Source organism: Pseudomonas sp. UV AK001 (genome assembly GCF_046097675.1).
GTDB lineage: Bacteria > Pseudomonadota > Gammaproteobacteria > Pseudomonadales > Pseudomonadaceae > Aquipseudomonas > Aquipseudomonas kribbensis.
The window spans coordinates 1,393,193-1,419,601 of sequence record NZ_JBJUVZ010000001.1 but is presented as its reverse complement, the minus strand read 5'-3'; the positions used below and the strand labels follow the sequence as shown (position 1 = coordinate 1,419,601).

The 26,409-nt window shown below is 59.1% G+C and carries 21 protein-coding genes and 1 pseudogene; 14 read left to right on the top strand and 8 right to left on the bottom strand.

Annotated elements, in window-relative coordinates; translation table 11 throughout:
* The first annotated feature begins 23 nt into the window (after window positions 1-23).
* The 3 genes from ACKLNA_RS06390 to ACKLNA_RS06380 all read left to right on the top strand — a co-directional run bounded on the left by ACKLNA_RS06390 (window position 24) and on the right by ACKLNA_RS06380 (window position 2,484).
* Window positions 24-491, top strand: a complete 468-nt coding sequence (locus ACKLNA_RS06390) for a YbjN domain-containing protein (RefSeq protein ID WP_408985279.1) — start codon at window positions 24-26, stop codon at window positions 489-491.
* 11 nt (window positions 492-502) lie between these two features.
* Entirely contained in the window at window positions 503-1,435 is a 933-nt protein-coding gene (locus ACKLNA_RS06385; protein WP_408985554.1) for a peptidylprolyl isomerase, read from the top strand.
* 71 nt (window positions 1,436-1,506) lie between these two features.
* Window positions 1,507-2,484 carry a LysR family transcriptional regulator gene (locus ACKLNA_RS06380; RefSeq protein WP_408985278.1) on the top strand — a complete coding sequence of 326 codons (978 nt, stop codon included), beginning with the start codon at window positions 1,507-1,509 and terminating at the stop codon, window positions 2,482-2,484.
* A 60-nt stretch (window positions 2,485-2,544) separates the two neighbouring features.
* Here the strand turns inward: ACKLNA_RS06380 and ACKLNA_RS06375 are convergent, their stop codons facing one another.
* On the bottom strand, window positions 2,545-4,533 hold the full coding sequence (locus ACKLNA_RS06375; protein ID WP_408985277.1) for a hypothetical protein: 1,989 nt from the start codon (window positions 4,531-4,533) through the stop codon (window positions 2,545-2,547).
* 176 nt (window positions 4,534-4,709) lie between these two features.
* Window positions 4,710-5,080 (bottom strand): annotated as a pseudogene (locus ACKLNA_RS06370) (DUF6124 family protein).
* 380 nt (window positions 5,081-5,460) lie between these two features.
* On the opposite strand from ACKLNA_RS06370, the gene ACKLNA_RS06365 reads away from it, so the two are divergent.
* A complete protein-coding gene (locus ACKLNA_RS06365) occupies window positions 5,461-5,970 on the top strand; it encodes a GNAT family N-acetyltransferase (RefSeq protein WP_408985276.1) in 510 nt (169 codons plus the stop codon).
* Window positions 5,971-6,035: 65 nt separating this feature from the next.
* Here ACKLNA_RS06365 and ACKLNA_RS06360 read toward each other — a convergent pair whose 3' ends face one another.
* Both ACKLNA_RS06360 and ccoN read right to left on the bottom strand, forming a co-directional pair.
* Window positions 6,036-6,257, bottom strand: a complete 222-nt coding sequence (locus ACKLNA_RS06360) for a cbb3-type cytochrome c oxidase subunit 3 (RefSeq protein WP_408985275.1) — start codon at window positions 6,255-6,257, stop codon at window positions 6,036-6,038.
* A gap of 15 nt (window positions 6,258-6,272) precedes the next feature.
* Entirely contained in the window at window positions 6,273-7,700 is a 1,428-nt protein-coding gene (gene ccoN / locus ACKLNA_RS06355; RefSeq protein ID WP_207986088.1) for a cytochrome-c oxidase, cbb3-type subunit I, read from the bottom strand.
* Window positions 7,701-8,024: 324 nt separating this feature from the next.
* Between ccoN and ACKLNA_RS06350 the strand changes: the two genes are divergently transcribed.
* Together ACKLNA_RS06350 and ACKLNA_RS06345 are read left to right on the top strand one after the other, a co-directional pair.
* Complete coding sequence (locus ACKLNA_RS06350; protein WP_408985274.1) at window positions 8,025-9,698, top strand: nitrite/sulfite reductase; 1,674 nt, start codon at window positions 8,025-8,027, stop codon at window positions 9,696-9,698.
* On the top strand, window positions 9,695-10,174 hold the full coding sequence (locus tag ACKLNA_RS06345) for a DUF934 domain-containing protein (protein WP_408985273.1): 480 nt from the start codon (window positions 9,695-9,697) through the stop codon (window positions 10,172-10,174). The genes ACKLNA_RS06350 and ACKLNA_RS06345 overlap by 4 nt, the downstream gene beginning before the upstream one ends.
* Before the next feature lie 36 nt (window positions 10,175-10,210).
* Here ACKLNA_RS06345 and ACKLNA_RS06340 read toward each other — a convergent pair whose 3' ends face one another.
* From ACKLNA_RS06340 to ACKLNA_RS06330, 3 genes are read right to left on the bottom strand one after another with little or no spacing between them, the layout of a single operon-like run.
* Window positions 10,211-11,251: a methyltransferase gene (locus ACKLNA_RS06340; RefSeq protein ID WP_408985272.1), complete on the bottom strand. Its 1,041-nt coding sequence runs from the start codon at window positions 11,249-11,251 to the stop codon at window positions 10,211-10,213.
* 48 nt (window positions 11,252-11,299) lie between these two features.
* Complete coding sequence (locus ACKLNA_RS06335; RefSeq protein WP_408985271.1) at window positions 11,300-12,457, bottom strand: beta-ketoacyl-ACP synthase III; 1,158 nt, start codon at window positions 12,455-12,457, stop codon at window positions 11,300-11,302.
* The gene (locus ACKLNA_RS06330) at window positions 12,454-13,359 is read right to left on the bottom strand and encodes a dialkylrecorsinol condensing enzyme (protein ID WP_408985270.1); all 906 of its coding nucleotides are present in this window, start codon (window positions 13,357-13,359) and stop codon (window positions 12,454-12,456) included. Before ACKLNA_RS06330 ends, ACKLNA_RS06335 begins: the two co-directional genes overlap by 4 nt.
* A 351-nt stretch (window positions 13,360-13,710) precedes the next feature.
* On the opposite strand from ACKLNA_RS06330, the gene ACKLNA_RS06325 reads away from it, so the two are divergent.
* Window positions 13,711-14,685, top strand: a complete 975-nt coding sequence (locus tag ACKLNA_RS06325) for a hypothetical protein (protein ID WP_408985269.1) — start codon at window positions 13,711-13,713, stop codon at window positions 14,683-14,685.
* Window positions 14,686-14,826: 141 nt separating this feature from the next.
* Window positions 14,827-15,498, top strand: a complete 672-nt coding sequence (locus ACKLNA_RS06320; protein WP_119426232.1) for a DUF3313 domain-containing protein — start codon at window positions 14,827-14,829, stop codon at window positions 15,496-15,498.
* Between the two features lie 59 nt (window positions 15,499-15,557).
* On the opposite strand, the gene ACKLNA_RS06315 is transcribed toward ACKLNA_RS06320, so the two are convergent.
* A complete protein-coding gene (locus tag ACKLNA_RS06315; protein ID WP_085708233.1) occupies window positions 15,558-15,983 on the bottom strand; it encodes a YciI family protein in 426 nt (141 codons plus the stop codon).
* Between the two features lie 132 nt (window positions 15,984-16,115).
* Here ACKLNA_RS06315 and ACKLNA_RS06310 point away from each other — a divergent pair, with 132 nt between their 5' ends.
* The 6 genes from ACKLNA_RS06310 (at window position 16,116) to ACKLNA_RS06285 (ending at window position 26,346) form a co-directional block, all read left to right on the top strand.
* Complete coding sequence (locus tag ACKLNA_RS06310) at window positions 16,116-16,559, top strand: SRPBCC family protein (protein ID WP_408985268.1); 444 nt, start codon at window positions 16,116-16,118, stop codon at window positions 16,557-16,559.
* 132 nt (window positions 16,560-16,691) lie between these two features.
* Entirely contained in the window at window positions 16,692-17,192 is a 501-nt protein-coding gene (gene tpx, locus ACKLNA_RS06305; protein ID WP_408985267.1) for a thiol peroxidase, read from the top strand.
* Window positions 17,193-17,367: 175 nt separating this feature from the next.
* On the top strand, window positions 17,368-18,675 hold the full coding sequence (locus ACKLNA_RS06300; protein ID WP_119426230.1) for an MdtA/MuxA family multidrug efflux RND transporter periplasmic adaptor subunit: 1,308 nt from the start codon (window positions 17,368-17,370) through the stop codon (window positions 18,673-18,675).
* Complete coding sequence (locus ACKLNA_RS06295; RefSeq protein WP_408985266.1) at window positions 18,672-21,776, top strand: MdtB/MuxB family multidrug efflux RND transporter permease subunit; 3,105 nt, start codon at window positions 18,672-18,674, stop codon at window positions 21,774-21,776. Before ACKLNA_RS06300 ends, ACKLNA_RS06295 begins: the two co-directional genes overlap by 4 nt.
* Window positions 21,773-24,880 carry an efflux RND transporter permease subunit gene (locus ACKLNA_RS06290; RefSeq protein WP_085708228.1) on the top strand — a complete coding sequence of 1,036 codons (3,108 nt, stop codon included), beginning with the start codon at window positions 21,773-21,775 and terminating at the stop codon, window positions 24,878-24,880. The genes ACKLNA_RS06295 and ACKLNA_RS06290 overlap by 4 nt, the downstream gene beginning before the upstream one ends.
* Entirely contained in the window at window positions 24,877-26,346 is a 1,470-nt protein-coding gene (locus tag ACKLNA_RS06285; RefSeq protein ID WP_408985265.1) for an efflux transporter outer membrane subunit, read from the top strand. The genes ACKLNA_RS06290 and ACKLNA_RS06285 overlap by 4 nt, the downstream gene beginning before the upstream one ends.
* Window positions 26,347-26,409 lie beyond the last annotated feature (63 nt).

Sequence of the window (26,409 nt, the reverse complement as noted above, 5' to 3'; positions counted from 1 at the left end):
GACTCATAGACAAGGAAGAAGTAATGACTCAATTGATCTCCCACGTATCCCCGCAATCCCTGACCGAAGTGCTGCAGGCCGCCGGTTATCGCGTCAACCAGACCGAACAAAACGGCATCGTTCAACTGCTTAGCGCCAGCCAGGGCATCGGCTACGCCGTACGTTTCGGCAACCCGGCGGTGGTGGAGCAGGGCAGCTACGTCGACTTCACCTTCAGCTGCGCACTGCGCGTACAGGGTGAGTTGCCAGCGGGTGTGGCCGAGCAGTGGAACGCGACCCGCCGCTTTGCCCGGTTGTCGTTGCAGGGCGAGTTTCTGGTGATGGAGATGGACGTGGTGGTGGCCGCTGGCGTCAGCAGCGATTACCTGCGCGGCAATCTGGAACTGTGGGATCGCCTGCTGCAGGAATTCATCGTGTACCTGCGTGACTTCACCCAGAACTCCGCTGCCGCCCAGGCTCCAAAGGTTGAGCAAGAGGAAGTCGCGCCGTGACGAAACCTGCCATGGTGATCAGCGCCGCTGCGGTGGCGCTGTTGGTGGTGGCCGTGGCGCTGGTGGTGCGGCCGGGCAATGACCCGGTCGCCGCCCAGCAATCGGCGCCGGTCATTGCGGCGAATGCCGGGCCGGCGGTGGCGCGGTTGGGCAATCAGCAGGTCACGCCGGAGGAATTGCAGGCGTTGCTGACGGCTGTTCCACCGCAAACCCGCGAGCAACTGCGCGGCAATCGTGAGGCGCTGGAGCGCTGGATACGTTCACGCCTGGCTGAAAAAGCCGTGTTGGAACAGGCCGACGCCCAGGGCTGGGCGCAGCGTCCGGACGTGGTGCGGCAAACCCGCGCCGCCACCGAGCAGATCGTGTTTCGCGACTATTTGCAGTCGGTGAGCAAAGTGCCGGCGGATTACCCGAGCGCCGCCGAGTTGCAGCAGGCCTATGACGCGGGCAAGGCCAACTGGCAGACGCCGGCGCTGTATCGGGTGAGCCAGATTTTCCTCGGGGTGAATGAACCGCAGAATCTTGAAACCGTGCGCAAACAGGCCGGAGAGCTGAGCAAGAAGGCGCAAGCATCTCCGACGGAGTTTGCAGCGATGGCCAAGGAGTTTTCTCAGGATCGGCTCACTGCTGAACGCGGTGGTGACACCGGCCTGCAACCGTTGCAGCAACTGGTGCCGGAAGTGCGTGGCGCCGTGGCGCGGCTCAAGGTCGGAGCGGTTTCCGATCCCGTGCAAAGCAGCGCCGGGTTTCACGTGATCAAACTCACCGAACAGCAACCGGCCCGCACCGCGACCCTCGACGAACTGCGTGACCAACTGACCCAGGCCTTGCGGGCACAACGTCAGGAACAGATCGCCCAGGCGTATCTGGACGGCATGCTCAACACCGCAACGCTGAGCATTGACGGGGCAGAACTCAACAAGGTGCTGGAGGAAAAACTGTAATTCAGACTCACCGCAGCTCCCGCGGGAGATGTGTGCAAAGGCAAACAACAAAGATCGACAGGGAGTCATCGATGTCATTCACCGAACCCGCAGGACGACAGGGCAGCCCCGATTTTCGCTGGCCGCAGGAAAAGGCCGAACCCTGGCTGGCGCAGGTTGCGAAGATCGAGGGTGAAATCGCGCAATACTTTCTGGTCAGCGCCCGTTGCGGCTGCTTCATGCAGGCCGCCCGCAGCCTCAACGTGCGCTCGACCCTGTTGCGCAAGCAACTGGCGCAACTCGAACAGCAACTGCAATGCGCACTGTTCAGCTTCCAGGGCAGCGCCTTGACCCTGACCCGCGAAGGCCAGCAATTACAGGCGCAACTGGTTGCCCTGGCTCACGAACGCAAACTCCCGGTGATCGAGCAACCCCTGATCAGGCTGGCCGTCGCCGAATCGATCCTGCATGACATCCTCGGTCGCGACCTCATCGCACTGCTGCGCCGCAACGCCAGCGTGCGCCTCGAGATCATCGCCCTCGACAGCGAACTGGCCCTGCGCGCCGTCAGCGCCGACATCGTGCTGTGGCTCGCCCACGGCGACACCCCGCATCCCGGCCCGACCTTCGCCACCAGCGAACCGCAACGCCTGGCGCAACTGGAGTACCAGCCGCACATTGCCAAGCGCTACTCCCGCGTGACTGCACGGCCAGAAAGCCCGGACGACCTTGCCGACTTCATGCTGGTGCAATGGCAGCATGATCGGCAGATCGACAGCTTCCGGCCCTGGAACAATCTGGTCGAGCAACGTCTGGCTGGCGTGGTGCAGATGCAATCCTATGAATTGATGCTGGAGATGATTCGCTGCAGCGCGTGCATCGGGTTGCTGCCGATGTACATGAGCCGGTTTGATCGCGGGTTGGTGGCGTTGCCGGGGTTGTTTGAGGAGGCGATGCGGTTGCAGGCGTGGTTGGCGGTGAACAGTGACTCGCAGAGTGTCGGGGAGGTGCAGGTGCTGGTGGAGTTGATTCAACGCACGTTCAATGAGCGAAAGGAGTGGTTTGAATAATCGCGTAAAAGGACGGACTTAATTTAATAAATCCGTCCCCTTTTTCAATTTGCTGATGGATCAAGGGTATACAAGATCGGGCAGTGGCCCGGTATAGATCGGTGCTTCTGGCCCGACCACGGGCGCACTCATAACGCCTCCGCCGCTATCCAGCCGGACGACTCTGATATTTCGTATACCGAAATCGTTACCGTTACTGCCGTCCTGGAAATTGCTGACGTACAGCCGTGCAACTTGCCGTTGAGTGATAGTGAAGGCGTTCAAAAACAGATACCACACTCCATTCTTGGGAACTACGCGGCGGTCGCCGGGCCATTGCACCATACCTGTATCCGCACACAGGATCGGATTGACCAACTGCGGGTTGGGAGAATCGGCAACGTGAGTCCCTTCAAATGTGAAGTGATATTGGCCTGGTATGAACAGAAAGTCATGATAGAAAATCGCTCCGGCGAATCCGGTCGGTGCTCCTTGGTCGGTGAAGTTGAAAAACGCGGTCACCCATTGATTGGCCATGAGGAACGGGCGGATGGATCCGGAACGAGCTCCTGCGTAGGGAATCCAGCCGTTATAGGAGTCCGCAAGTGAGGTGTAGTGATCTTGCCACTCCAACCTGACATCGAGTAGCCATTTCGTTGAATCAGCGCCGACGGGCAATGGCCTGGCAATGAATGTATGAAAAAAAACCGCCAGCCCGGAGATGCTGTAGTTCCAGATTCCGGCGGCGTTGGCCGTCACGGTTTGTCGAACTGTGCCGTTGAGCAGGATTTGCACCTGCTGGTTGCTGCCTGCGGTACCGGTCAATGTGCCCCCCGTCTCGTAGGTCCAGCCTCCGTTGGACACACTGGTGTTTGCCGAGTCTGTATACGAAGTAATCGTGACACTCGATGCCTTGACGGTGTACACCTGATCCGCAAACTTCGTCGCCGTCGCAAAGTTGTTGCTCTTGTCCTCCGACACCCAGAATTCCATCCGCAAACTGGAGGCATCCCTCAATTGGGACAGAAAGCTGGCCGGCAACGGTTTGGGCCAGAAGCCCTGGCTGACCCAGGTCGCATTGACCTGATTGGCACCGCCATTCCAGATCTGCAAGGTGGCGGCCGAACTGTCGGGTTTCTGTCCGGTCAGTTTGAGCCAGACCTGCTGCCCCACCGCGATTCCTGTCCAAATCAGGCCGTGAATCGTGGCGTCTTTTCCGTTCAGTGCTGTCACGTCAAGCACCTTGCCCGGTTCTGCCTCCACGATGATCGGCGGGTTACGTTCAACCCGGTCAAGGTGCACGTCAACCACAAGTTCTTTCGACCAGAATTCCTGCGGGTTGAATACTCCGTTCGATGACGTGCCGGAAAAGTCGTCTATCTGACTGATGACGTTGTACTTGAATATGAACTGTGGGTTGTTGGGGGCATGGGCGAAATCGGCAGTCTTGAAGGTCAAGACCACTGGTTTGGTTTCGGGGTTGGGATCCTGTGCAGTTGGCACGATCTGGTGGGTGAGGGTTTTACCGCCATAGTTGATGGTCAGCAGGTCATACAGCGCCATGCCGAGGTAACTCATTGTCAGCTTCACGCCTGCTGCAGCTTCGGCCGGACCGATACTCTTCGGGGTGACATCAATGTTCAGCAATGAATTGCCAGGGGTCGGATCCGGATCATTGCCGGCAGGGGCGACGAGGGAATGCAGCACAGACAACTCTGACGAATCCTCATTGCCCGACTGGCGCTGGAGGTTGACTTTCAGGTTGTTTACTCCGTTTGATAGCAACCCCGGCGGCACGAGAAACCTAAGCGGTGAGGTCTTGTCCACGGTGGTCTGGGCCGGGGTCGGCACAGGCAAGCCATTGAGGTAAATCCGTCCGGTCTCGTCGGGTTCCTGATCCAGATAAGGCCCAAACAACACCAACAGTCCCTTCGAGTCCGCGTAATAGTTGAGCCGGGAGAGCCCAACCTGGGCGACCGGGTGAATGATCGGGTAGGTCTGGCTTGGAATATAGGGCGGTGTCAGTGCCAGGGCGACGATGGGGCCGCCGCTGGATGCGGGATTGTTCATGGCACGCAACTCCTGGGTGATTGATGTGCCATGAAAACCTTGTGCGATCCGTTTCGGCTACTGTCAGATCTGACAGGTGAGACTGGTTTTAAGACGGACGGTCATCAGTCGAAGTGGTCTAAACAGCCACCTCACACAGGAAAACGGCCTACTTGAGGCCGTTTCGGTTTTATCACTCAGGGCCGAGGTTCAGCCGCCACGTCCAGATTATCCAGCACCCGATTCACCGCCAGTTCCGCCAGCATGATCAGTTGCCCGATGCCCAGCAGCACATGCCGCTGCGGCGCATCGATCATCCCGGCGAAATCGCTGGCCATGGTTTTGGCCGAGGTCAGGGTTTCGCAGGCGTCGGCCAGCAGTTCTTCATTCGGGATGCCGGGGGCGATCAGGTAGCGGGTATTGGGTTTGAGCAGCGGCTTTCTGGGGTGGAACGGGTGAGGTAGTGGTTGAGGGCGCGTTCGGCGGCTTCGTGGAATTTCTCTGAATCGAGGGTTTCGTAGGGCGAGGTCGGGTCGGTTTCGGGTGGGTTTGGCGTTGGTTTGATCATGATTGAATCTCCAGAGTCATGGAGCCGCCACGATTCGCTGCGATACGAAGGGGTGGCAGCTATACGCGGGTCGCAGACCGGGACTCTAGAACCGGCAGACCCGAGGGTCTCCCACGTACAGCCGCCATAAAAATGGAGGGTGTTGTGCGTCTAGAGATCGCGGGCTGCGAGACCCGATCGCTGATTTATCAGCGACCCGGAAACGATAGGGGCCGTCCTCAAGGCGCACAAGCCGGCGGATTCTGGCGGATGCGTAGGCAATGGCGCAAGGCGTTGTGGCTTGCCGGAAGTTTCGGTCAACGGCTTTAAACAGTCATGGCGAATCCGTGAAGAAGCGGTTTACAGTGACCGGCCACGCACTGGTCCAGGAGGGATCTGTCATGCCTGAGCACAACCCCGCCATTCACCTCGAACGCTTCAGCGAATCCCACATCGAAGGCGTTACCGCGCTCTACAACGACCCGGCCGTGACCCGGCAGGTGTTGCAGATGCCGTTTCAGTCTGCCGAGATCTGGCGTCAACGACTGATGCCGGAAAACGAGCGGATGGTGAAACTGGTGGCGTTGCATCAAGGTGCGGTGATCGGGCATCTCGGCCTGGAGGCTTTTTCGCGGATTCGTCGCAGCCATGCCGGCAGTGTCGGCATGGCCGTTGCGGTGGCGTGGCAGGGCAAGGGCGTCGGTTCGAAGCTGTTGGCGGCGGCGCTGGACGTCGCCGACAACTGGATGAACCTGCACCGCGTCGAGCTTTCGGTGTACGCCGACAACGAGGCGGCCATCGGGCTCTATCGCAAGTTCGGCTTCGAAACCGAGGGCCTGTTCCGCGATTACGCCGTGCGTGACGGGCAGTGGGTCGACACCCTGAGCATGGCGCGTCTGCGCAGAGTCTGAATTGCTGTGAAAGATCGTTCCCACGCAGGGCGCGGGAACGATCAACAGTGGGCAGCCATTTGCGGCTACATGTCGAGATTGATCCAGCCCGACTTCGCCGTTTCCGGCGCCACCGCTTTCACGGTTTTACCGGTGGCCAGTTCCACCCGCCGCGCTACCTCGGGATCATCCGCAAACGGCGTCAGACTCGCATCATCCAGGCTTTCAGCCGTTTCATGGCGCAAGCAATACTCCACCGACAGCCACAGAAACAGCACGCCCAACACATTCAAAAAAATATCGAACATGACCGGCTCCCTGCTTCAGGCTATCTGCGCTTCACGGTGGGCAATCGCAACATCCGCCACCCGCACCGTGCGCCACACGTTGTAGGCCATCAGCAACATGCCGCTGAGGAAGAACACCCCGCCGGCAAACCGTACGACAAACCCCGGATGGCTGGCCTGCAGCGCCTCGACGAACGAGTAGGTCAGCGTGCCGTCCTCGTTGATTGCCCGCCACATCAGGCCCTGCGTAATCCCGTTGACCCACATCGAAGCGATGTACAACACGGTGCCGATGGTCGCCAGCCAGAAGTGCAGGTTGATCAGCGGCGTGCTGTGCATTCGTTCGCGGCCGAAGACCTTGGGCACCATGTGATAGGTCGCGCCGAAGGTGATCATCGCCACCCAGCCGAGGGCGCCGGCGTGTACGTGGCCGATGGTCCAGTCGGTGTAGTGGGAGAGAGCGTTGACGGTCTTGATTGCCATCATCGGGCCTTCGAAGGTCGACATGCCGTAGAACGCCAGCGACAGAACGAGGAAGCGCAGGATCGGGTCGGTGCGCAACTGATGCCAGGCGCCGGACAGCGTCATCATCCCGTTGATCATCCCGCCCCAGCTCGGTGCCAGCAGGATCAGCGACATCGCCATGCCCAGCGACTGCGCCCAGTCCGGCAGCGCGGTGTAGTGCAAATGGTGCGGGCCGGCCCAGATGTACAGGGTGATCAACGCCCAGAAGTGCACGATCGACAACCGGTACGAGTACACCGGCCGATTGACCTGCTTGGGCACGAAGTAATACATCATCCCGAGGAACCCGGTGGTCAGGAAGAAGCCCACCGCGTTGTGCCCGTACCACCACTGCACCATGGCGTCGGTGGCGCCGGAATACACCGGATAGGACTTGAACCAGTCCACCGGAATCGACAGGTGATTGACCACGTGCAGCATGGCGATCACCAGGATGAACGCACCGAAGAACCAGTTACCGACGTAGATATGCTTGGTCTTGCGTTGCACCACCGTGGTGAAGAACACGATGGCGTACGCGACCCAGACCACTGCCATCCACACCGCGCCGGAGAACTCGATCTCGGCGTATTCCTTGGTGGTGGTGTAGCCCATCGGCAGGGTGACCAGCATGATCACGATCACCGATTGCCAGCCCCAGAAGGTGAAGGCAGCGAGTTTGTCCGAGTACAGCCGCACCTGGCAGGTACGCTGCACCGCGTAGTAGCTGGCGGCGAATTGCGCGCTGCCGGCGAAGCCGAAAATCACCAGGCTGGTGTGCAACGGTCGCAAGCGGCCGAAGGTGGTCCACGGCAGGTCCAGATTCATATCCGGCCATACCAGTTGCGAGGCGATCCATACCCCCATCGCCATGCCCACGACACCCCAGAAAACCGTCGCGATGACGAATTGGCGGACGACCTTGTAGTTATAAGCCTGTCCGATTGTTGCTGTGCTCATGGTCAATTCTTCCACGGTTGCAAAGTCTTGCCAGGCCACCCGGTCTGGCACGAGCTGCACTGTAGAAACCCCGCCAGAAACAAAACAGGCTCAGGAATTGTTCATTTATGCGGATCAGATCGAAGCGCTGCCTGCGGCCATCTGCCGCGCCCTGATACGGTTTTTATGCGTTCAGGTGAATCTGTTGTGCACTGCGCCGTTCGTCCATAGTCAGGCAAAATACTGTGGGAACGGGCGAACCCGAGATAGCGCCAGACGCGAACTGGCGCTATCTCGGGTTCGCCCGTTCCCACAGGAGTCTTTGCATTCCTGATGAGGTAGCCGATGTATCAATACGACGATTACGACCGGGCGCTGGTGTTCGAGCGCGTTGCGCAGTTTCGCGATCAGGTCGAGCGCTTCATGGCCGGGGAGTTGAGCGAAGAAGAGTTTCTGCCGCTGCGCCTGCAGAACGGCCTGTACATGCAAAAGCACGCCTACATGCTGCGGGTGGCGATTCCCTACGGCACATTGAGCGCCGAACAAATGCGCACACTGGCGAGCATCGCCAGTGACTACGACCGTGGCTACGGCCACTTCACCACTCGGCAAAACATGCAGTTCAACTGGATCGAGCTGAGCGAGGTGCCGGACATTCTCGAACGTCTGGCGCAGGTCAACATGCATGCGATCCAGACCTCGGGCAACTGCGTGCGCAACATCACCACCGAAGCCTTCGCCGGGGTTGCGGCGGACGAGTTGATCGACCCGCGTCCGCTGGCGGAGATCCTGCGGCAATGGTCGACGATCAACCCGGAATTCCTGTTCCTGCCGCGCAAGTTCAAGATCGCCATCTGCTCGGCGAAGCAGGACCGTGCGGCGATCATGATGCACGACATCGGCCTCTATCTTTACCCCGGTCGCGACGGGCAGATGCTGCTGCGGGTGATCGTTGGCGGTGGTCTGGGGCGCACGCCGATCCTTGGCTTGCAGATCCGCGACGGCCTGCCGTGGCAGCATTTGCTGTCCTACGTCGAGGCGGTGCTGCGGGTCTACAACCGCCATGGCCGGCGGGACAACAAGTACAAGGCGCGGATCAAGATTCTGGTCAAGGCGCTGGGCATCGAGGCCTTCGCCAAGGAAGTCGAAGAGGAATGGCAGCACATCAAGGACGGGCCGGCGCAACTGACCGAGGATGAATACCTGCGGGTCGCCAACGCCTTTGTGCCGCCGAGCTACCGCACCCTGGCCGGCACCGATCTGGATTTCGGCACGCACCTGGCCGACAACCCGGCGTTCGCCCGCTGGGTCGCGCGCAACGTGCAGCCGCACAAGGTTCCGGGCTACACCAGCGTGGTGCTGTCGACCAAACCGGGCGTTGCGGCCGCACCGGGGGATGTCACCGGCTTGCAGATGCTGGCGGTGGCCGACTGGTCCGAGCGTTTCGGCTTCGGCGAGATTCGCATCGCCCACGAGCAGAACATCGTCCTGCCCGACGTGCCCAAATCAGAGCTGTATGCGCTGTGGCAACTGGCGAAAGAGCAGGGGCTGGGCGCCGCCAACGTCGGCCTGCTGACCGACATCATTGCCTGTCCCGGCGGTGATTTCTGTGCGCTGGCCAACGCCAAGTCGATCCCGATTGCCCAGGCGATTCAGGCGCGTTTCGACAACCTCGATTACCTGCACGATCTGGGCGATATCAGCCTGAACATCTCCGGCTGCATGAACGCCTGCGGCCATCACCACATCGGCAACATCGGGATTCTCGGTGTCGATAAAAACGGCAGCGAGTGGTACCAGATCACCCTCGGCGGGGCACAGGGCAAGAACAGCGCGCTGGGCAAAGTCATCGGCCCGTCGTTCAGCGCCGCCGAGGTGCCACAGGTGATCGAGCGGATCATCGGCACCTTCGTCCGTTACCGCGAGGCTGAAGAACTGTTTGTCGATACCGTGGCACGCATCGGGCTGGAACCGTTCAAGGAACGGGTCTACCCGAAAGCCCTGGAGGTGTCGGCATGAACAATCTGCTGCGGATGGAGGCGAGCGGGGCGCGGATCGTGCTCGATGATCCGTGGACGCTGATCCGTTCACCTGAAACAGCGACCAGTTCCGGGCTGCTGATTCTGCCGCTGACCCACTGGCTCGAATCGCCCTCGACCCACGCAGTCTGGCTGGGCCCGGACGATAGCGTCGAAAGCCTGCTGCCATGGCTGACCTCGCTGCCGCTGATCGCCCTCGACTTCCCGAGCTTCCGTGACGGCCGTGCCTACAGCCAGGCCTATCTGCTGCGCAGCCGCTTCGGCTGGAAAGGCGAACTGCGTGCCATTGGCGATGTGCTGCGCGACCAGCTCAGCCACATGCGCCAGTGCGGTTTCGACAGCTTTGCCGTGCGCGAGGACAAATCCGCCGAGGATGCGCTCAAGGGGCTCGCGGGGATGAGCGTGTTGTACGGGCGCTCGGTGATCGAGCCGCGGCCGTTGTTTCGGCGGCGTTGACTCAGATGTTTCAACCTGTGATTTCGAGTATCTGGCTCAGAGCGCGGTGGCCTCAATGATCGAGAAGGGGGTTGTCGTTGTTTTGATGCTTTCTACCTTGAAAGCGGCTCGTTCGAGTAACTTGATGAACTCCTGAGCTGTGCGCTCTTTCCCATTGCCAAAAAGCATCATTTCAATGTCACTCATTCTGGCGAGAGGAGGGCTGGAGGCGGAAAAAACCTGTTCAATGATAAACAGACGGCCTCCAGGATTGAGTGCTCGATGACTGTTCAAAAGAATGGTCAGGGCATCGTGGTCCGCCCAGTCATGAAGGATAAACTTCATGACATGCGCATCGGCTTTCACCGGGATTGCGTCAAAGAAAGAGCCCTTTATGAAGTCACAGCGTTGAGCGCTGGCAAAGTGGCTCAAGTGTTTGCTTTGCCGAGCCCGGTCAATGGCGTCGGGCAAATCAAGCAAATGACCTTTTAAATGCGGTTGGTGTGTGAGGATTTGTGCAAGAAAAATTCCACTACCACCACCAATATCCAGGACCGAATGTAGTTTCGAAAGATCCAGTTCTGTGGCCACGTAAGGGCCCCATATTGATGAAAGGGCATTCATGGCGTTGTCGAACAAGGCACCTGCAATTGGATTTTTTGTAAGGTATTCGAAGACGGGCTCGCCCATGACTTCATCAAAGGCAGGGTTGTTTGATCCAAGGCGTGCGAACAAATGTTCCCAAGTCTTGTTGTGCCAGTCCTGGCCACAAAGCAACGCAAAAGGGTGCAGTGTTTCATCCTTATCTGAGCGCAGTAGTTCGCCCATCTCGGTCAGTTCGAGCAAACCCGTGTCATGCAGGCGGATGAGACCTAAAGCATCGACTGCACTCAGCAGCCGGTTGAGTTCCGGTTTATTGATGCTGAGGATGCTGGCAAGTTTTTCCATAGAGTTGAAACCTGTCTGGATCTTGTCGACGATTCCAGCCTTCGCACTGGTGTAAATGATCTGTGAAGCCCAAGAGCCAATGATCAGATCGAACAAGCGATTGGCAGCGTCTGGAACAGATTTCTTTTGCATAGAAAAGTCGTGATTCATGGCAATACTCTCGAGTTGCCCAACAAGACAGCATGTTTGGCTTTATCGTTAATGCTGAACGGCCGTCATTCTTGCGAAGCCGGTTGAAAAGCGGGCGCTCTCGGGGACATAGCAGAGAATCACATCTCCATGCTTCAGTTTTTTGCTTTTGAGCAAGTCGTTTATCAAGAAATAAATAGAGGCGGAACCAATGTTTCCTACCCTCTCCAGATTCGTATGCCAGCACTCGAATGGTATTTCGAAGTCAATGGATTTGAGCGAGTTGTAAACTTTTTCTCGAAAATAGTTTGAGGAGTAATGGGGCAGAAACCAGTCGATTTGTTGTGGGTTTGTTGGGTGTTTTTTAAGGGTGTCTTGTAATCCTCTTGCAACGGTGAAATCGATGACATGTTCATTGAGAAGCCTCACGTCCTGCGTGAACGAAAAAATGGATCGATCCCCGAGTTCCTGATAAGAGTTAAACTCTCGCCAGCCTTTAAGGGAGCCGTCCTCAAGCTTTTCTGCACCTAAATACATGCAAGGTGGCAACAAGTTTGCGTAGGAGAAAATTTCAATCCAGTCTATACGCAAGGACATTTCTGATTCGTTGGGTTTGTTGGTCATCAGAAAAGCGCCAGCGCCGTCAGACAGCATCCAGCGGAGAAAGTCTCTTTCGAAGGCTATTTCAGGATTGGAGTCGAATCTCTCGGCAGCTGAATGTAACTCCTCAGCGAAGTTTTTTCCGCGCATCATTGTCGAGGTCAATTCTGAGCCTGTCGTAATTGCATTGTTTTCCAAGCCAGAAAGGATCGAGCTGTAACCGAATTTCATCGCAGATAATCCGCTTAAACAACCACCGCTGAAAGATGCAAGTTCACAAGGTGGATTTCCTAGCTCACCATGTACCATGGAGGCAATGCTAGGAAGAATTTGATCGGGACTGCTTGTTCCACAACTTATTAATGAGATGTCAGATAGTGACGAGCAATTGAATAATGCATTGCGGATTGCCTCTGCGGTAAGTTGTGCATTGTTGTGAGTTGTTCTCCCTGTCAGTCGGTCGATAGCGTAATGCCGACTTTTGATTCCATTGCTTTTCAGAATTCTTTCTCGAAGAATTGATGGTTTGCCTGCAACCATACCAAGGATGTCCTCAATTTCATCGTTCGAAACCGGGTTTCCGGGCAAGAAGGTGGCAGTACGATTGATGTATACGGTGTTGTTCACGAGAACTTCTCCATTCGATCGTCATTTGACCCGGATGGGCCTTCGAAGTATTTAAGCTCTTTCTCAATAGCCTGCTTCCGCCAAGGTCTTCGAAGCACTCTGATAGTCATCGTCAAGGGAACAACGGTTGCGATAACAACAATCAGAAAAAACCCGTAAGCAATGGCCGCTAGTTTTCTGAGCAAATGCCCTTGCGGTCCCAGTGTCCGAAACAATTTTCCCCAGATCAGGAAGCTGCGACGTGCGATTTTTTCGCTGTCGATCAGTCGTTGATCAACCGTTGCGGCTTTCAATCCCGTCAGGACCGGTTCTTTTTTTTGTATATCTCCATGGATAAGTGAAAAGAGAAGAGCTTTTCCAAATCGTTGTGTTGCAACGATGTCATTATTTTGAATCCCTGCTCTGGGGAAAATACGCAAAAAAGCATTTCTCTTTCCCGTCAGCATCCAGCGTGGCGTTGTTACAAGTGTTTTTAACGCACTTCCTCTGTCCGTTAGTACCACGTTGTCCAAAATATATGAGTTGGCCTGGTCTATTAACTGTTTAACTTGCTCTTGGGCCTCGATCCACATGTTTCGGCAAGCGATCAATGTTATGACCGGAGTTCCATTGAGTACCGATTTTCCCTCGCTGGACTTTAAAAAAGCAGTGATCGGCGGGCTGGGCGATAGAAACCAAACAGTGTAAGCAAGAATAATCAAATCGTATTTTTTGCTTTGGTCGAATTGAAACGGATGCAACGCAGGTGCGAGTAGTGAGACAGCTTCCGGAAACTGATCGATGAACTGATCGAAGGGCCAAGGAAATGGGTAGGGCGTAATGGGTTTTAGTTCTTCCACGTCTACTGTAATGGAATGGTTGTCAATTATTGGGCGTATGAAGGACTCTGCAATCTGTTTCAACTGTCCGGTCTGGGAGTAATAGATCAGAAGTATATTTTTCATGGGTGTCAGAGCGGGAAGTTTTAGAATGAATCTATTTTTTATTGTTTAGTATCGATTTCCTACTGTCAGAAATTACAGTTTTTTAGAGTTTTTCGCTTTATCTGTAATTTCTAAACGGAAAGTTTCATATGGAAACTGAATGCTCGAGGATTGATTGCACAATCGGGCTCTGGCGCCATGTACCGGGGAATCCCCTACGACGGGCGTATTTCAGGGATTTTTCCTTGGGTCGATGCTGGCCTTTTGGTAGAGTCCCCGTCGCCAGCGGGTTTTCGGCTGGACGACGGAACGAAGAAGGGAGTCTGATCAGTGGGTCCGGGCAAAAAGATTCTGGGCCTCACCGCGTTGCTTTTGATGCTGACGCTGTGGGCCGGTTACATCTACGTATTCAACGAAAACCGTGGCGGTCAGCTCGGCGGTGTCGGCGAAAGCACCGCGTGGTGCGGCACGCCGCCGTCCTCGGATGCGGCGCTGCTGGGCAAGGATCAACTGACCTTGCGCATCACCAACAACCTGCGCGGCGAGTTCATGCTCAGCGGTGCGGTGGTGGTTTCCGAGCGCACCTTCAACCGCTACGACCTGGGCCGCAACGAACTGCGTCTGCGCCTGGAACCGTTGCAGTGGTCCTACGGCGTCACGCCGATCTTCCTTGAGCAAGTGAAGGTCCTGCCCCTGAGCCGCAACCTCGCCTCGACCGACAAGAGTGCTTTCGCCCAGCTCGAATCGCGCCCGATTGGCGTTCAGGGCCGTGTCACCGAGTTCCCTTTCGACACCTATCGCTACGGCTACAAACCGGTGCTGTACTACGTCAAGGGCAACGAGCGCATCGACCTGCGCTTCAAGAACATCACCACGCTGATGGAGATGTCCAACACCTTCACGCCGATCCAGAAGTACAACCGCGCCGACTACATCAACGAGAAAAACGTGATGGTCCGCGACGAGGACTACAAAGCCTACGGCCACCACGAATGCGCGTTCAGCGTCGAGCGCAAAGGCGCGTTCAAGGTTGTGGTGCTGCTGATGTTGCTAGTGCTGTGCCTGCCGTTGCTGCTGGTGTTCTACCGCGACGAGCCGGGGATCGACTTCCTCGCAACCCTGGTGGGCATCGGCGTGGTACGTACGGTGCTGGTGGGGCCGGTGCAGGATTTCCAGCTGTACAACATCGACTTCCTGTTCGGCGCGGCGTTGTTGCTGGTGGGCACGGTGTCGCTGATCAAGGCGATGCGGCTTCACAGTCGGCGGGAGATGGCGTTGCGCAGCGGGGAGACGTCGACCTGGTGAATCTGATCTGAATCGGGTTCTATCGTGCTTCAGTCCGGGGGCGGGATTCATTTCCCGTCCGGCAAGCGCAAAGCCTGTGGTTTTAGCTATACCTGTAACTCCCCGATGCAATAAATCAGGCCTTCTGACAGGAGTTACAGCATGAAGCTAGCCCTAATGATGAGCACCCTGTGCATTGCCACGCTTGGCGTGGTGGGTTGCTCCAGCAAGACCGTCGCTCCGGATGAGTATTCAGGCTTCCTCAAGGACTACAGCCAACTCAAGGAGGCCAAGTCACCGTCCGGTGCCGAGGTGATGCGCTGGGTCGATCCCAAACTCGATATCAACAAGTTCACCAGCGTCTACATCGAACCGACCCAGCTGTATCCCAAGCCTCAGCCAACGGTAAAAATCCCGCAACAGACCCTCAACGGCATCACGGCTTACTATGATCAGGCGCTCAAGCGTGAAGTGGGCAAATCCCTGCCGTTGGCCAGCGGGCCCGGCCCGGGCGTGATCGTCGTGCGCGCGGCCATCACCGCCGTCAGCAGCAAGACCGAGGGCCTGCATGCCTATGAAGTGATCCCGATTGCTCTGGTGGCGGCAGCGGTCACGACCGCCAGCGGCAGTCGCGATCAGGAAACCACCCTGGCCACCGAAGCGGTGTTCCTCGATGGCGGCAACAACAAGGTGGTGGCGCAGGTCGTGCGCAAGGGCACCGGCAAACCTCTGGAAAACGACTCCCAAGTGATGAAGGCCGATGACGTGAAAGCCGTGATCGATGGTTGGGCGTCGGACATGCACCAGTCCTATCTGAAAATGAAATCCAGATAAGGCGGCCTGATGGCCTCCACGGCGTGAGTCGTGGGGGCCGGTTTGCGAGAGCGGGGCTGTCAGTGCTTTTTCGCCTGCTCACGAATCCGCTCTTCCTGCTCGCGCAGTTCCGGGGTGAACTCGGCACCAAAGTCTTCCGGGCAGAATATCTGGCGAATCTCGATTTCGGCCTCGGTGCCCGGCATCGGGTTGGGGCAGCGCTTGACCCACTCGATGGCTTCCTCCTTCGATTTCACGTCCCAGATCCAGTAACCGGCGATCAGCTCCTTGGTTTCGGCAAAAGGACCGTCGATCACACTGCGTTTTTCGCCGCTGAAACGTACCCGGGCACCCTTGCTGCTCGGGTGCAGGCCATCGGCGGAAACCAGGATGCCGGCCTTGGACAGTTCTTCGTTGTAGTTGCCCATGTCGGTCAGCAACTGTTCGCTGGGCATCACGCCGGCTTCGGAATCCTGGCTGGCTTTGACAATGATCATGAAGCGCATGGTGTTTCTCCGTGAGAAATGGGGGGATTCACTGCTTTGTCGAACGGCCAGGGCTTGAATCGACAGCTCGTTAAAGAAAAGATGCAGAACCGCGTTTTAACAAGCATCGCCTTCATACGGAATGTGTCCGCCATGCCCACCCTGGAACTCACCACGCTGATCCCCGATCGCACCCCGGAAGAAGTGCTCGATTTCTGTCTGGAGGGCGTCAATTTCCCGAAGATCTTCCCCGAACGCGTGACGCCGTTGGGTGATATCGACCTGAACAACCTGCGCATCGAGGAGGGCCGGCAATTTCGCTTCCGGCACTGGATGTTCAACCTGATCCCGTCGAACTGGACAGTGACGATCCGCGAAGTCGGCGACACGCATTTTGTCGATGAAATGCTCAAGGGGCCTATGCGTGCCTTTCGTCATGAACATCGGGTGGCGGCGGGCGAGGGCGGTACGCTGTACACCGACCGCGTGACGTATTCGGCGATTGGCGGGGCGTTCAGCGAAGGACTGCTGGTGAACGGTTACATGCGACGGATCTTCGAGGCCCGGCATCGCAATATGCTGCAATTGCTCGGTTAGCGCTCAGGGTTGTATCCAATCCTGCGGGGTGACACATGACAATTTCAGTTCAGGCATAGGTCGTCGGACAATTTCGTGGTTAACTTCCGCCTCTTGCATGCTTTCCCAACAACGTTAAGAAGGACTCCGTTCATGGCTCAAGTCACTCTCAAAGGCAACCCGGTTCAAGTCAACGGCCAACTGCCACAAGCCGGTTCCAAGGCGCCAGCCTTTTCCCTGGTAGCCGGCAATCTGTCCGACGTCACCCTGAAAGACTTCGCCGGCAAGCGCAAAGTGCTGAACATCTTCCCAAGCGTCGACACCCCGACCTGCGCCACTTCCGTGCGCAAGTTCAACGCTCAGGCCAACGACCTGGCCAACACCGTGGTGCTGTGCATCTCGGCTGACCTGCCATTCGCCCAGGCTCGCTTCTGCGGCGCCGAAGGCCTGGAAAACGTACAGAACCTGTCGACCCTGCGTGGTGCCGAATTTATTCAGAACTACGGCGTGGCCATCGCTGACGGCCCGCTGAAAGGCCTGACTGCCCGTGCGGTGGTTGTTCTGGACGAAAACGACAACGTGCTGCACAGCGAACTGGTCAAGGAAATCGCTGAAGAGCCGAACTACGATGCAGCGCTCGCCGTATTGAAATAAGCGCTTTTACAATTGTTAACGGCCTGGCTCTGTCCAGGCCGTTTTCATTTGTGTATCAGTGTTTTGGCTCACACCTTGAAACGTAAGTTGAAGGTAAATTGCCGGTAAAGCTGCTTTGCTTTACCCCCACCAGTGCTTATCGTTCAGCCTCCCGTAAAAGAAGCCCACGCGCCCAATGGTTAATCACTCCATGCAATCGTCTTCCCGAAACTCCCGTCGCTGGCTGTTGAGCCTGCTTGTCCTGCTGGTCATCGCCGGCCTGTGCTGGAAATTCTGGCCCGCCGGATCGACCCACAAGGAGGGCGGCGAGAAAGCCGCGGCCGGTCATACCGGTCGTTCGGGGATGATGCGTCCGGGCTTCGGCGGGGCGGCAGGTCCGATCCCGGTGCGTGTGGCGCCGGCGGTGACCGGTGACTTCCCGCTGTACTACAAGGCGCTCGGCACCGTGACCGCGCTCAATACCATCAACGTGCGCAGCCGGGTCGGCGGCGAACTGGTGAAGATCTATTTCGAGGAAGGGCAGATGGTCAAGGCCGGCGACCTGCTGGCGGAGATCGACCCGCGCCCGTACCAGAACGCCTTGCTTCAGGCCGAAGGCACCTTGCTGCAGAACCAGGCTCAGTTGAAAAACGCTCAGGTCGATGTCGAGCGCTATCGCGGTCTGTATAAAGAGGACAGCATCGCCAAGCAGACCCTGGACACCGCCGAAGCACAGGTCGGCCAGTTCCTCGGCACCGTGAAGACCAATCAGGCGGCGGTCAATGACGCCAAGCTCAATCTCGAATTCACCAAGATCCGCGCACCGATTGCCGGTCGCGTCGGTCTGCGTCAGCTTGACGTCGGCAATCTGGTGGCTGCGAACGACACCACGTTCCTCGCCGTCATCACCCAGACCCAGCCGATCAGCGTGGTCTTCACGCTGCCGGAAAACACCCTTGAAACCGTACTGGCCCGCTACCACAGCGGCGCGAAGCTGCCGGCCGAAGCCTGGGACCGTGGCGACACGAAAATTCAGGCCACAGGCGTGCTGCAAAGCCTCGACAACCAGATCGACGTGACCACCGGCACCCTGAAGTTCAAGGCGCGCTACGAAAACCGCGATCAGTCGCTGTTCCCCAACCAGTTCGTCAACGTTCATCTTCTGGCTGACACTCTCAAAGGCGTCGTGCTGGCACCGTCGGCAGCGATTCAGTTCGGCACCAACGGCACCTTCGTCTACGCGCTGGACGGCGACAAGAAAGTCACCATCCGCCAGTTGAAGATCGGCGCCAGCGACGGACAGAACACCGTGATCACCGAAGGCCTGGCCGCCGGCGATCGCGTGGTGCTGGAAGGCACCGACCGCTTGAAGGAAGGCAGTGAAGTGGAAGTGGTCAACGACAGTCAGGATGTACCCACCACGCCGACCGGACACCTGCAAGGCAAGTCCGCCGCCAGCGCACCTGATGCTGCCGTCACTGACAAGGCCAAGAAGGGCGCATGAACATTTCGCGTCTGTTCATCCTCCGCCCGGTCGCCACCACGCTGAGCATGCTGGCCATCGTGCTGGCCGGCCTGATCGCCTATCGCCTGCTGCCGGTTTCGGCCTTGCCGCAGGTGGATTACCCGACCATCCGGGTCATGACCTTGTACCCGGGCGCCAGTCCGGACGTGATGACCAGCGCCGTCACCGCGCCGCTTGAGCGCCAGTTCGGGCAGATGCCGGGTCTGACGCAAATGGCCTCGACCAGTTCCGGCGGTGCGTCGGTGCTGACCCTGCGTTTCAGCCTCGACATCAACATGGACGTCGCCGAACAGCAGGTGCAGGCCGCGATCAACGCCGCGACCAACCTGCTGCCGACCGACTTGCCGGCGCCGCCGGTGTATAACAAGGTCAACCCAGCGGACACCCCGGTGCTGACCCTGGCCATCACCTCCAAAACCATGCTGCTGCCCAAGCTCAACGATCTGGTCGATACGCGCATGGCGCAGAAAATCGCCCAGATCAGCGGCGTCGGCATGGTCAGCATCGCCGGCGGCCAGCGTCAGGCGGTGCGGATCAAGGTCAACCCGGAGGCACTGGCAGCCAACGGCCTGAACCTGTCGGATGTGCGCACGCTGATCGGCGCGTCCAACGTCAACCAGCCCAAGGGTAACTTCGACGGCCCGACGCGGGTGTCGATGCTCGATGCCAACGACCAGCTGACTTCGCCCAAGGACTACGCCAACCTCATCCTGGCCTACAAGAACGGCGCGCCGCTGCGGCTCAAGGATGTTGCGCAGATCGTCGACGGCGCCGAGAACGAGCGTCTGGCGGCGTGGGCCAATCAGAATCAGGCGGTATTGCTGAACATTCAGCGTCAACCGGGCGCCAACGTGATCGAGGTGGTTGACCGGATCAAGGCGCTGCTGCCGAGCATCACCGATAACCTGCCGGCCGGCCTCGAAGTGACCGTGCTGACCGACCGCACCCAGACCATCCGTGCCTCGGTCACCGACGTGCAGCACGAACTGCTGATCGCCATCGCGCTGGTGGTGATGGTGACGTTCCTGTTCCTGCGTCGGGCCAGTGCCACCATCATTCCGTCGGTGGCCGTGCCGCTGTCGCTGATCGGTACGTTCGGCGTGATGTACCTCGCCGGTTTCTCGGTCAACAACCTGACTCTGATGGCTCTGACTATCGCCACCGGTTTCGTGGTCGACGATGCGATCGTGATGCTGGAAAACATCGCCCGCTTCATCGAAGAAGGCGACAGCCCGATGCAGGCCGCGCTCAAGGGCGCGAAGCAGATCGGCTTCACCCTGATTTCCCTGACCCTGTCGCTGATTGCGGTACTGATTCCGCTGCTGTTTATGGCCGATGTAGTGGGGCGGCTGTTCCGCGAGTTCGCCATCACCCTGGCAGTGGCGATCCTGATTTCCCTGGTGGTCTCGCTGACCCTGACGCCGATGATGTGCGCGCGTCTGCTCAAACGTGAGCCGGAAGAACATGAGCAGGGCCGTTTCTACCGGGCCAGTGGCGCGTTCATCGACTGGATGATCGCCGCCTATGGGCGCAAGTTGCAGTGGGTGCTCAAGCACCAGCCGCTGACCCTGCTGGTGGCCATCGGCACCCTGGCGCTGACCGTATTCCTTTATATGGTGGTGCCCAAGGGCTTCTTCCCGGTGCAGGACACCGGGGTAATCCAGGGCATTTCCGAAGCGCCGCAGTCGATTTCCTTTGCCGCCATGGGCGAGCGCCAGCAGGCGCTGGCCAAGGTGATTCTCGAAGATCCGGCAGTGGAAAGCCTGTCGTCCTACATCGGCGTCGACGGTGACAACGCCACGCTCAACAGCGGTCGTCTGCTGATCAACCTCAAGCCTCACGGTCAGCGTGACCTGACGGCTGCCGAAGTGATCACCCGCCTGCAACCGCAACTGGACAAACTGGTGGGCATCCGCCTGTTCATGCAGCCGGTGCAGGACCTGACCATCGAAGACCGTGTCAGCCGCACCCAATACCAGTTCAGCATGTCTTCGCCGGACGCCGAACTGCTCAGCCTGTGGAGCGGACGTCTGGTCGAGGCATTGGCCCAGCGCCCGGAACTGACCGACGTTGCCAGTGATTTGCAGGACAAAGGTTTGCAGGTGTTCCTGGTGATCGACCGTGACGCGGCTTCACGCCTCGGCGTGTCGGTGGCGAACATCACCGACGCACTGTACGACGCCTTCGGCCAGCGGCAGATTTCGACCATTTACACCCAGGCCAGCCAGTATCGCGTGGTGCTGCAGGCCCAGGCCGGGGAGAAGATCGGGCCGCAGGCGCTGGATCAGATTCACGTCAAGACCACCGATGGCGGACAGGTGCGGTTGTCGAGCCTTGCCCATGTCGAGGAGCGTCAGGCGCAACTGGCAATTACTCACATCGGCCAGTTCCCGGCGGTGATGATGTCCTTCAACCTGGCCCACGGCGTGGCGCTGGGGCATGCGGTGGACATCATCGAGCAGGTGCAGAAGGACATCGGCATGCCGATTGGCGTGCAGACCCAGTTCCAGGGCGCGGCCGAAGCCTTCCAGGCTTCGCTGTCGAGCACCTTGCTGCTGATCCTGGCGGCGGTGGTGACGATGTACATCGTGCTCGGCGTGCTCTACGAGAGCTACATTCATCCGATCACGATTCTGTCGACCCTGCCGTCGGCGGCGGTCGGCGCCTTGCTGGCGTTGCTGCTCAGCGGTAATGACCTGGGCATGATCGCGATCATCGGCATCATCCTGCTGATCGGTATCGTCAAGAAGAACGCGATCATGATGATCGACTTCGCCCTCGACGCCGAGCGCAACCAGGGCATGGCGCCGGAGCAGGCGATCTATCAGGCGGCGCTGTTGCGCTTCCGGCCGATCCTGATGACCACGCTGGCGGCGCTGTTCGGCGCGGTGCCGCTGATGCTGGCCACCGGTTCCGGTGCTGAATTGCGTCAGCCGCTGGGTCTGGTGATGGTCGGCGGATTGCTGGTCAGCCAGATCCTGACGCTGTTCACCACGCCGGTGATCTACCTGTACTTCGACCGCCTCGGTCGGCGCTGGGGCCGTGCGCCTTCGGCCGTGGAGCCGGTAGAGCAGCCATGAACCTGTCCGGTCCTTTCATCAAGCGCCCGGTGGCGACCATGCTCCTGAGCCTGGCGATCATGCTGCTGGGCGGCGTGAGCTTCGGCCTGCTGCCGGTGTCGCCGCTGCCACAAATGGACTTCCCGGTGATCGTGGTCCAGGCGAGCCTGCCCGGTGCCAGCCCGGAGGTCATGGCGTCCACTGTTGCCACGCCGCTGGAGCGCTCGTTCGGCGCCATCGCCGGCGTCAACACCATGAGCAGCCGTTCCAGCCAAGGCTCGACCCGGGTCATTCTGCAATTCGACCTCGACCGCGACATCAACGGCGCGGCGCGGGAAGTGCAGGCGGCGATCAACGCTTCGCGCAATCTGCTTCCGAGCGGGATGCGCAGCATGCCGACCTACAAGAAGGTCAACCCGTCGCAGGCGCCGATCATGGTGCTGTCGCTGACCTCGGATGTGCTGGAAAAAGGTCAGCTCTACGACCTGGCTTCGACCATCCTGTCCCAGAGCCTGTCCCAGGTGCAGGGCGTCGGCGAAGTGCAGATCGGCGGCAGCTCCCTGCCTGCAGTGCGCATCGAACTCGAACCCCAGGCGCTGAACCAGTACGGCGTGGCGCTGGACGATGTGCGCAAGACCATCGCCGGCGCCAACGTGCGCCGGCCGAAGGGCTCGGTCGAAGATGACCAGCGCCTGTGGCAGATCCAGGCCAACGACCAGCTGGAGAAAGCCAAGGACTACGAATCGCTGATCATCCATTACAACGGCGGTGCCGCCCTGCGTCTGAAGGACGTGGCCAAGGTCACCGACGGCGTGGAAGACCGTTACAACAGCGGTTTCTTCAACGATGACGCGGCGGTGCTGCTGGTGATCAACCGCCAGGCCGGCGCCAACATCATCGAGACGGTCAACGAGATCAAGGCGCAGTTGCCGGCGTTACAGGCTGTGTTGCCGGCCAGTGTGAAGCTGAACCTGGCGATGGACCGTTCACCGGTGATCAAGGCCACGTTGCATGAAGCAGAGATGACACTGCTGATCGCCGTGGCGCTGGTGATCCTGGTGGTGTTCCTGTTCCTCGGCAATTTCCGTGCGTCGCTGATCCCGACCCTGGCGGTGCCGGTGTCACTGGTTGGCACCTTTGCGGTGATGTACCTCTACGGCTTCTCTCTGAACAACCTGTCACTGATGGCGTTGATTTTGGCCACCGGGCTGGTGGTGGACGACGCCATTGTGGTGCTGGAGAACATTTCCCGGCACATCGACGAAGGCGTCAAGCCGATGAAGGCCGCGTATCTGGGGGCCAAGGAAGTCGGGTTCACACTGCTGTCGATGAACGTGTCGCTGGTGGCGGTGTTCCTGTCGATCCTGTTCATGGGCGGGATCATCGAGAGCCTGTTCCGTGAGTTCTCCATCACCCTGGCCGCCGCCATCGTGGTTTCGCTGGTGGTTTCCCTGACCCTGACGCCGATGCTCTGCGCCCGCTGGCTCAAACCGCATACGCCGGGCCAGGAAAACCGCCTGCAACGCTGGAGCCGTCGTACCAACGACTGGATGGTCGGCAAGTACGCCACCAGCCTCGACTGGGTGTTGCGTCACCGGCGTCTGACGTTGCTGAGCCTGATCATCACGGTCGGGGTCAACGTCGCGCTTTATGTGGTGGTGCCGAAGACGTTCCTGCCGCAACAGGACACCGGCCAGTTGATCGGTTTCGTGCGCGGTGACGACGGTCTGTCGTTCAGCGTGATGCAGCCGAAAATGGAGACCTTCCGCCGCGCCGTGCTCAAGGACGAAGCGGTCGAGAGTGTCGCCGGGTTCATCGGCGGCAACAACGGCACAAACAACGCTTTCATGCTGGTGCGCCTGAAGCCGATCAAGGATCGCAACATCTCGGCGCAGAAAGTCATCGAGCGTCTGCGCAAGGAAATGCCCAAGGTGCCCGGCGCGCAATTGATGCTGATGGCCGACCAGGACCTGCAATTCGGTGGCGGCCGTGAGCAAACCACCTCGCAGTACAGCTACATCCTGCAGAGCGGTGATCTGGGCGCGTTGCGCGAGTGGTATCCGAAAGTGGTCACCGCGTTGCGCGCCTTGCCGGAGCTGACTGCCATCGACGCCCGTGAGGGGCGCGGCGCGCAACAGGTGACGCTGATCGTCGACCGCGATCAGGCCAAGCGCCTGGGCGTGGACATGAACATGGTCACCGCCGTGCTCAACAACGCTTACAGCCAGCGGCAGATTTCCACGATCTACGACAGCCTCAACCAGTACCAGGTGGTGATGGAGGTCAATCCGAAATATGCCCAGGACCCGGTCACCCTCAATCAGGTGCAGGTGATCACGGCCGATGGTGCGCGGATTCCGCTGTCGACCATCGCTCACTATGAAAGCAGCCTGGAAGACGACCGGGTCAGCCATGAAGGCCAGTTCGCCTCCGAAAGCATCTCGTTCGACATGGCAGAAGGCGTGACGGTGGAGAAGGGCAGCGCGGCCATCGAGCGGGCGATTGCCAAGGTCGGCCTGCCGGAAGACGTGATTGCGAAAATGGCCGGTACCGCCGACGCCTTCGCGGCCACCCAGAAGAGCCAGCCGTTCATGATCCTCGGCGCGCTGCTGGCGGTGTATCTGGTGCTGGGCGTGCTGTATGAAAGCTACATTCACCCGCTGACGATTCTGTCGACACTGCCGTCGGCCGGGGTCGGTGCGTTGCTGTCGATCTATGTGCTGGGCGGCGAGTTCAGCCTGATCTCGCTGCTCGGGCTGTTCCTGCTGATCGGTGTGGTGAAGAAGAACGCGATCCTGATGATCGACCTGGCGCTGCAACTGGAGCGTCATCAGGGCATGGCGCCGCTGGAGTCGATCCGCAGTGCCTGTCTGCAACGTCTGCGGCCGATCCTGATGACCACGCTGGCAGCGATTCTCGGTGCCTTGCCGTTGTTGCTGAGCCGGGCCGAAGGCGCGGAAATGCGCCAGCCGCTGGGCCTGACCATCATCGGCGGGCTGATCTTCAGCCAGATCCTGACCCTTTACACCACACCTGTGGTTTACCTCTATCTCGACAAGGCCCGCCATCGCTTCAACAAATGGCGTGGCGTACGTACCGATGCCGCACTGGAAACTCCGCTATGAATGACCGTTCGCTTATCCAACTGGCCAGTGTTCGCGGCTCGCGTCTGCTGAGCCTGTCGCTGTGTGTGGCGATGCTCAGTGCGTGCGCCGTCGGCCCGGACTACCAGCGCCCGCAGACCGCCGAAGTCGCCCAATACAAGGAGGCCGAGGGCTGGCGTCAGGCCAGTCCGGCCGACTCCCTGGCCCGTGGCGCCTGGTGGGAACTGTATGGCGACCGTCAGCTCAACGAGTTGATCGAGAAGCTCAACAGTTCCAACCAGACCGTCGCCCAGTCCGAGGCACAGTACCGTCAGGCCCAGGCCCTGGTGCGCGATGCCCGTGGAGCGTTTTACCCGACGCTCGACCTGAGCCTGGGCAAGACCCGCTCCAGCCAGGGCACCGGCAGCAGCAGTTCGAGCCTGAGCAGTTCTTCCAGCGGTATTCGTGACACCTACAACGCCCAGTTGGGCGTGAGCTGGGAAGCCGATGTCTGGGGCAAGTTGCGTCGTGGTCTGGAAGCCAATGAAGCCAGCGCCCAGGCCAGCTTCGCCGATCTGGCCGCGATGCGCCTGAGCCAACAGTCGGAGCTGGTGCAGAACTACCTGCAATTGCGCGTGATCGATCAGCAGAAGCGTTTGCTCGAGTCGACGGTGGAGGCCTACGAGCGTTCGCTGAAAATGACCCAGAACCAGTACAACGCCGGGATTTCCGGGCGTGATGCGGTGGCGCAGGCACAGACCCAGCTCAAATCCACCCAGGGCGATCTGGTGGACCTGATCTGGCAGCGGGCACAGTTCGAAAACGCCATCGCGGTCCTCACCGGCCAGCCGCCGGCACAGTTCAAGATTGCTGAAACCCAGGACATCCCGAAGCTGCCGCAGATTCCGTTGAGCCTGCCGTCGCAACTGCTGGAACGGCGCCCGGACATCGCCTCGGCAGAACGCTCGGTCATCGCAGCGAACGCCAATATCGGTGTCGCGAAAGCGGCGTATTACCCGGACTTCAGTCTGAGCATGAGCGGCGGCTACAGCAGCAGTACTTCGCGGGATCTGGTCAGCCTGCCGAACCGTTTCTGGTCGGTCGGGCCGAAAATGAGCCTGCCACTGTTCGACGGTGGCCGTCGCTCGGCGGAAGTCGACCGCACCGAAGCGAAGTACGACGAGACCGTGGCCAAATACCGGCAGACCGTGCTCGACGGCTTCCGCGAGGTGGAAAACTACCTGGTGCAATTGAAGGTGTACGAGGACGAGGCGGCGGTACGTCAGGAAGCGCTGGATGCAGCACGAGACTCCCTGCGTCTGACCCAGAACCAGTACAAGGCCGGCCTGATTGCCTACATCGACGTAGTGGTGGTACAAGCCACGGCGCTGAGCAACGAGCGCACCGTGCTCAACATCCTGCAAAGTCGACTGATTGCCAGCGTGCAGTTGATCGCGGCGCTGGGCGGTGGCTGGGACGGGCAACTGGAAACCAGCCAGAATCCCTGACGCTGAATTCCCACGCAAAGCGTGGGAATGATCAGTGCCGTGACTGCCGGGCTAGAGCCTTGT

Bases quoted from the DNA above. Each gene is read 5' to 3' on its own strand.
- ACKLNA_RS06310 (WP_408985268.1), top strand. From the start codon at position 16,116: ATGCCCACCCTGGAACTCACCACGCTGATCCCCGATCGCACCCCGGAA.
- ACKLNA_RS06375 (WP_408985277.1), bottom strand. From the start codon at position 4,533: ATGAACAATCCCGCATCCAGCGGCGGCCCCATCGTCGCCCTGGCACTG.
- ACKLNA_RS06285 (WP_408985265.1), top strand. From the start codon at position 24,877: ATGAATGACCGTTCGCTTATCCAACTGGCCAGTGTTCGCGGCTCGCGT.
- tpx (WP_408985267.1), top strand. From the start codon at position 16,692: ATGGCTCAAGTCACTCTCAAAGGCAACCCGGTTCAAGTCAACGGCCAA.
- ACKLNA_RS06380 (WP_408985278.1), top strand. From the start codon at position 1,507: ATGTCATTCACCGAACCCGCAGGACGACAGGGCAGCCCCGATTTTCGC.
- ACKLNA_RS06345 (WP_408985273.1), top strand. From the start codon at position 9,695: ATGAACAATCTGCTGCGGATGGAGGCGAGCGGGGCGCGGATCGTGCTC.
- ACKLNA_RS06300 (WP_119426230.1), top strand. From the start codon at position 17,368: ATGGTTAATCACTCCATGCAATCGTCTTCCCGAAACTCCCGTCGCTGG.
- ACKLNA_RS06315 (WP_085708233.1), bottom strand. From the start codon at position 15,983: ATGCGCTTCATGATCATTGTCAAAGCCAGCCAGGATTCCGAAGCCGGC.
- ACKLNA_RS06390 (WP_408985279.1), top strand. From the start codon at position 24: ATGACTCAATTGATCTCCCACGTATCCCCGCAATCCCTGACCGAAGTG.
- ACKLNA_RS06295 (WP_408985266.1), top strand. From the start codon at position 18,672: ATGAACATTTCGCGTCTGTTCATCCTCCGCCCGGTCGCCACCACGCTG.
- ACKLNA_RS06365 (WP_408985276.1), top strand. From the start codon at position 5,461: ATGCCTGAGCACAACCCCGCCATTCACCTCGAACGCTTCAGCGAATCC.
- ACKLNA_RS06290 (WP_085708228.1), top strand. From the start codon at position 21,773: ATGAACCTGTCCGGTCCTTTCATCAAGCGCCCGGTGGCGACCATGCTC.
- ACKLNA_RS06360 (WP_408985275.1), bottom strand. From the start codon at position 6,257: ATGTTCGATATTTTTTTGAATGTGTTGGGCGTGCTGTTTCTGTGGCTG.
- ACKLNA_RS06340 (WP_408985272.1), bottom strand. From the start codon at position 11,251: ATGAATCACGACTTTTCTATGCAAAAGAAATCTGTTCCAGACGCTGCC.
- ACKLNA_RS06320 (WP_119426232.1), top strand. From the start codon at position 14,827: ATGAAGCTAGCCCTAATGATGAGCACCCTGTGCATTGCCACGCTTGGC.
- ACKLNA_RS06350 (WP_408985274.1), top strand. From the start codon at position 8,025: ATGTATCAATACGACGATTACGACCGGGCGCTGGTGTTCGAGCGCGTT.
- ACKLNA_RS06385 (WP_408985554.1), top strand. From the start codon at position 503: ATGGTGATCAGCGCCGCTGCGGTGGCGCTGTTGGTGGTGGCCGTGGCG.
- ccoN (WP_207986088.1), bottom strand. From the start codon at position 7,700: ATGAGCACAGCAACAATCGGACAGGCTTATAACTACAAGGTCGTCCGC.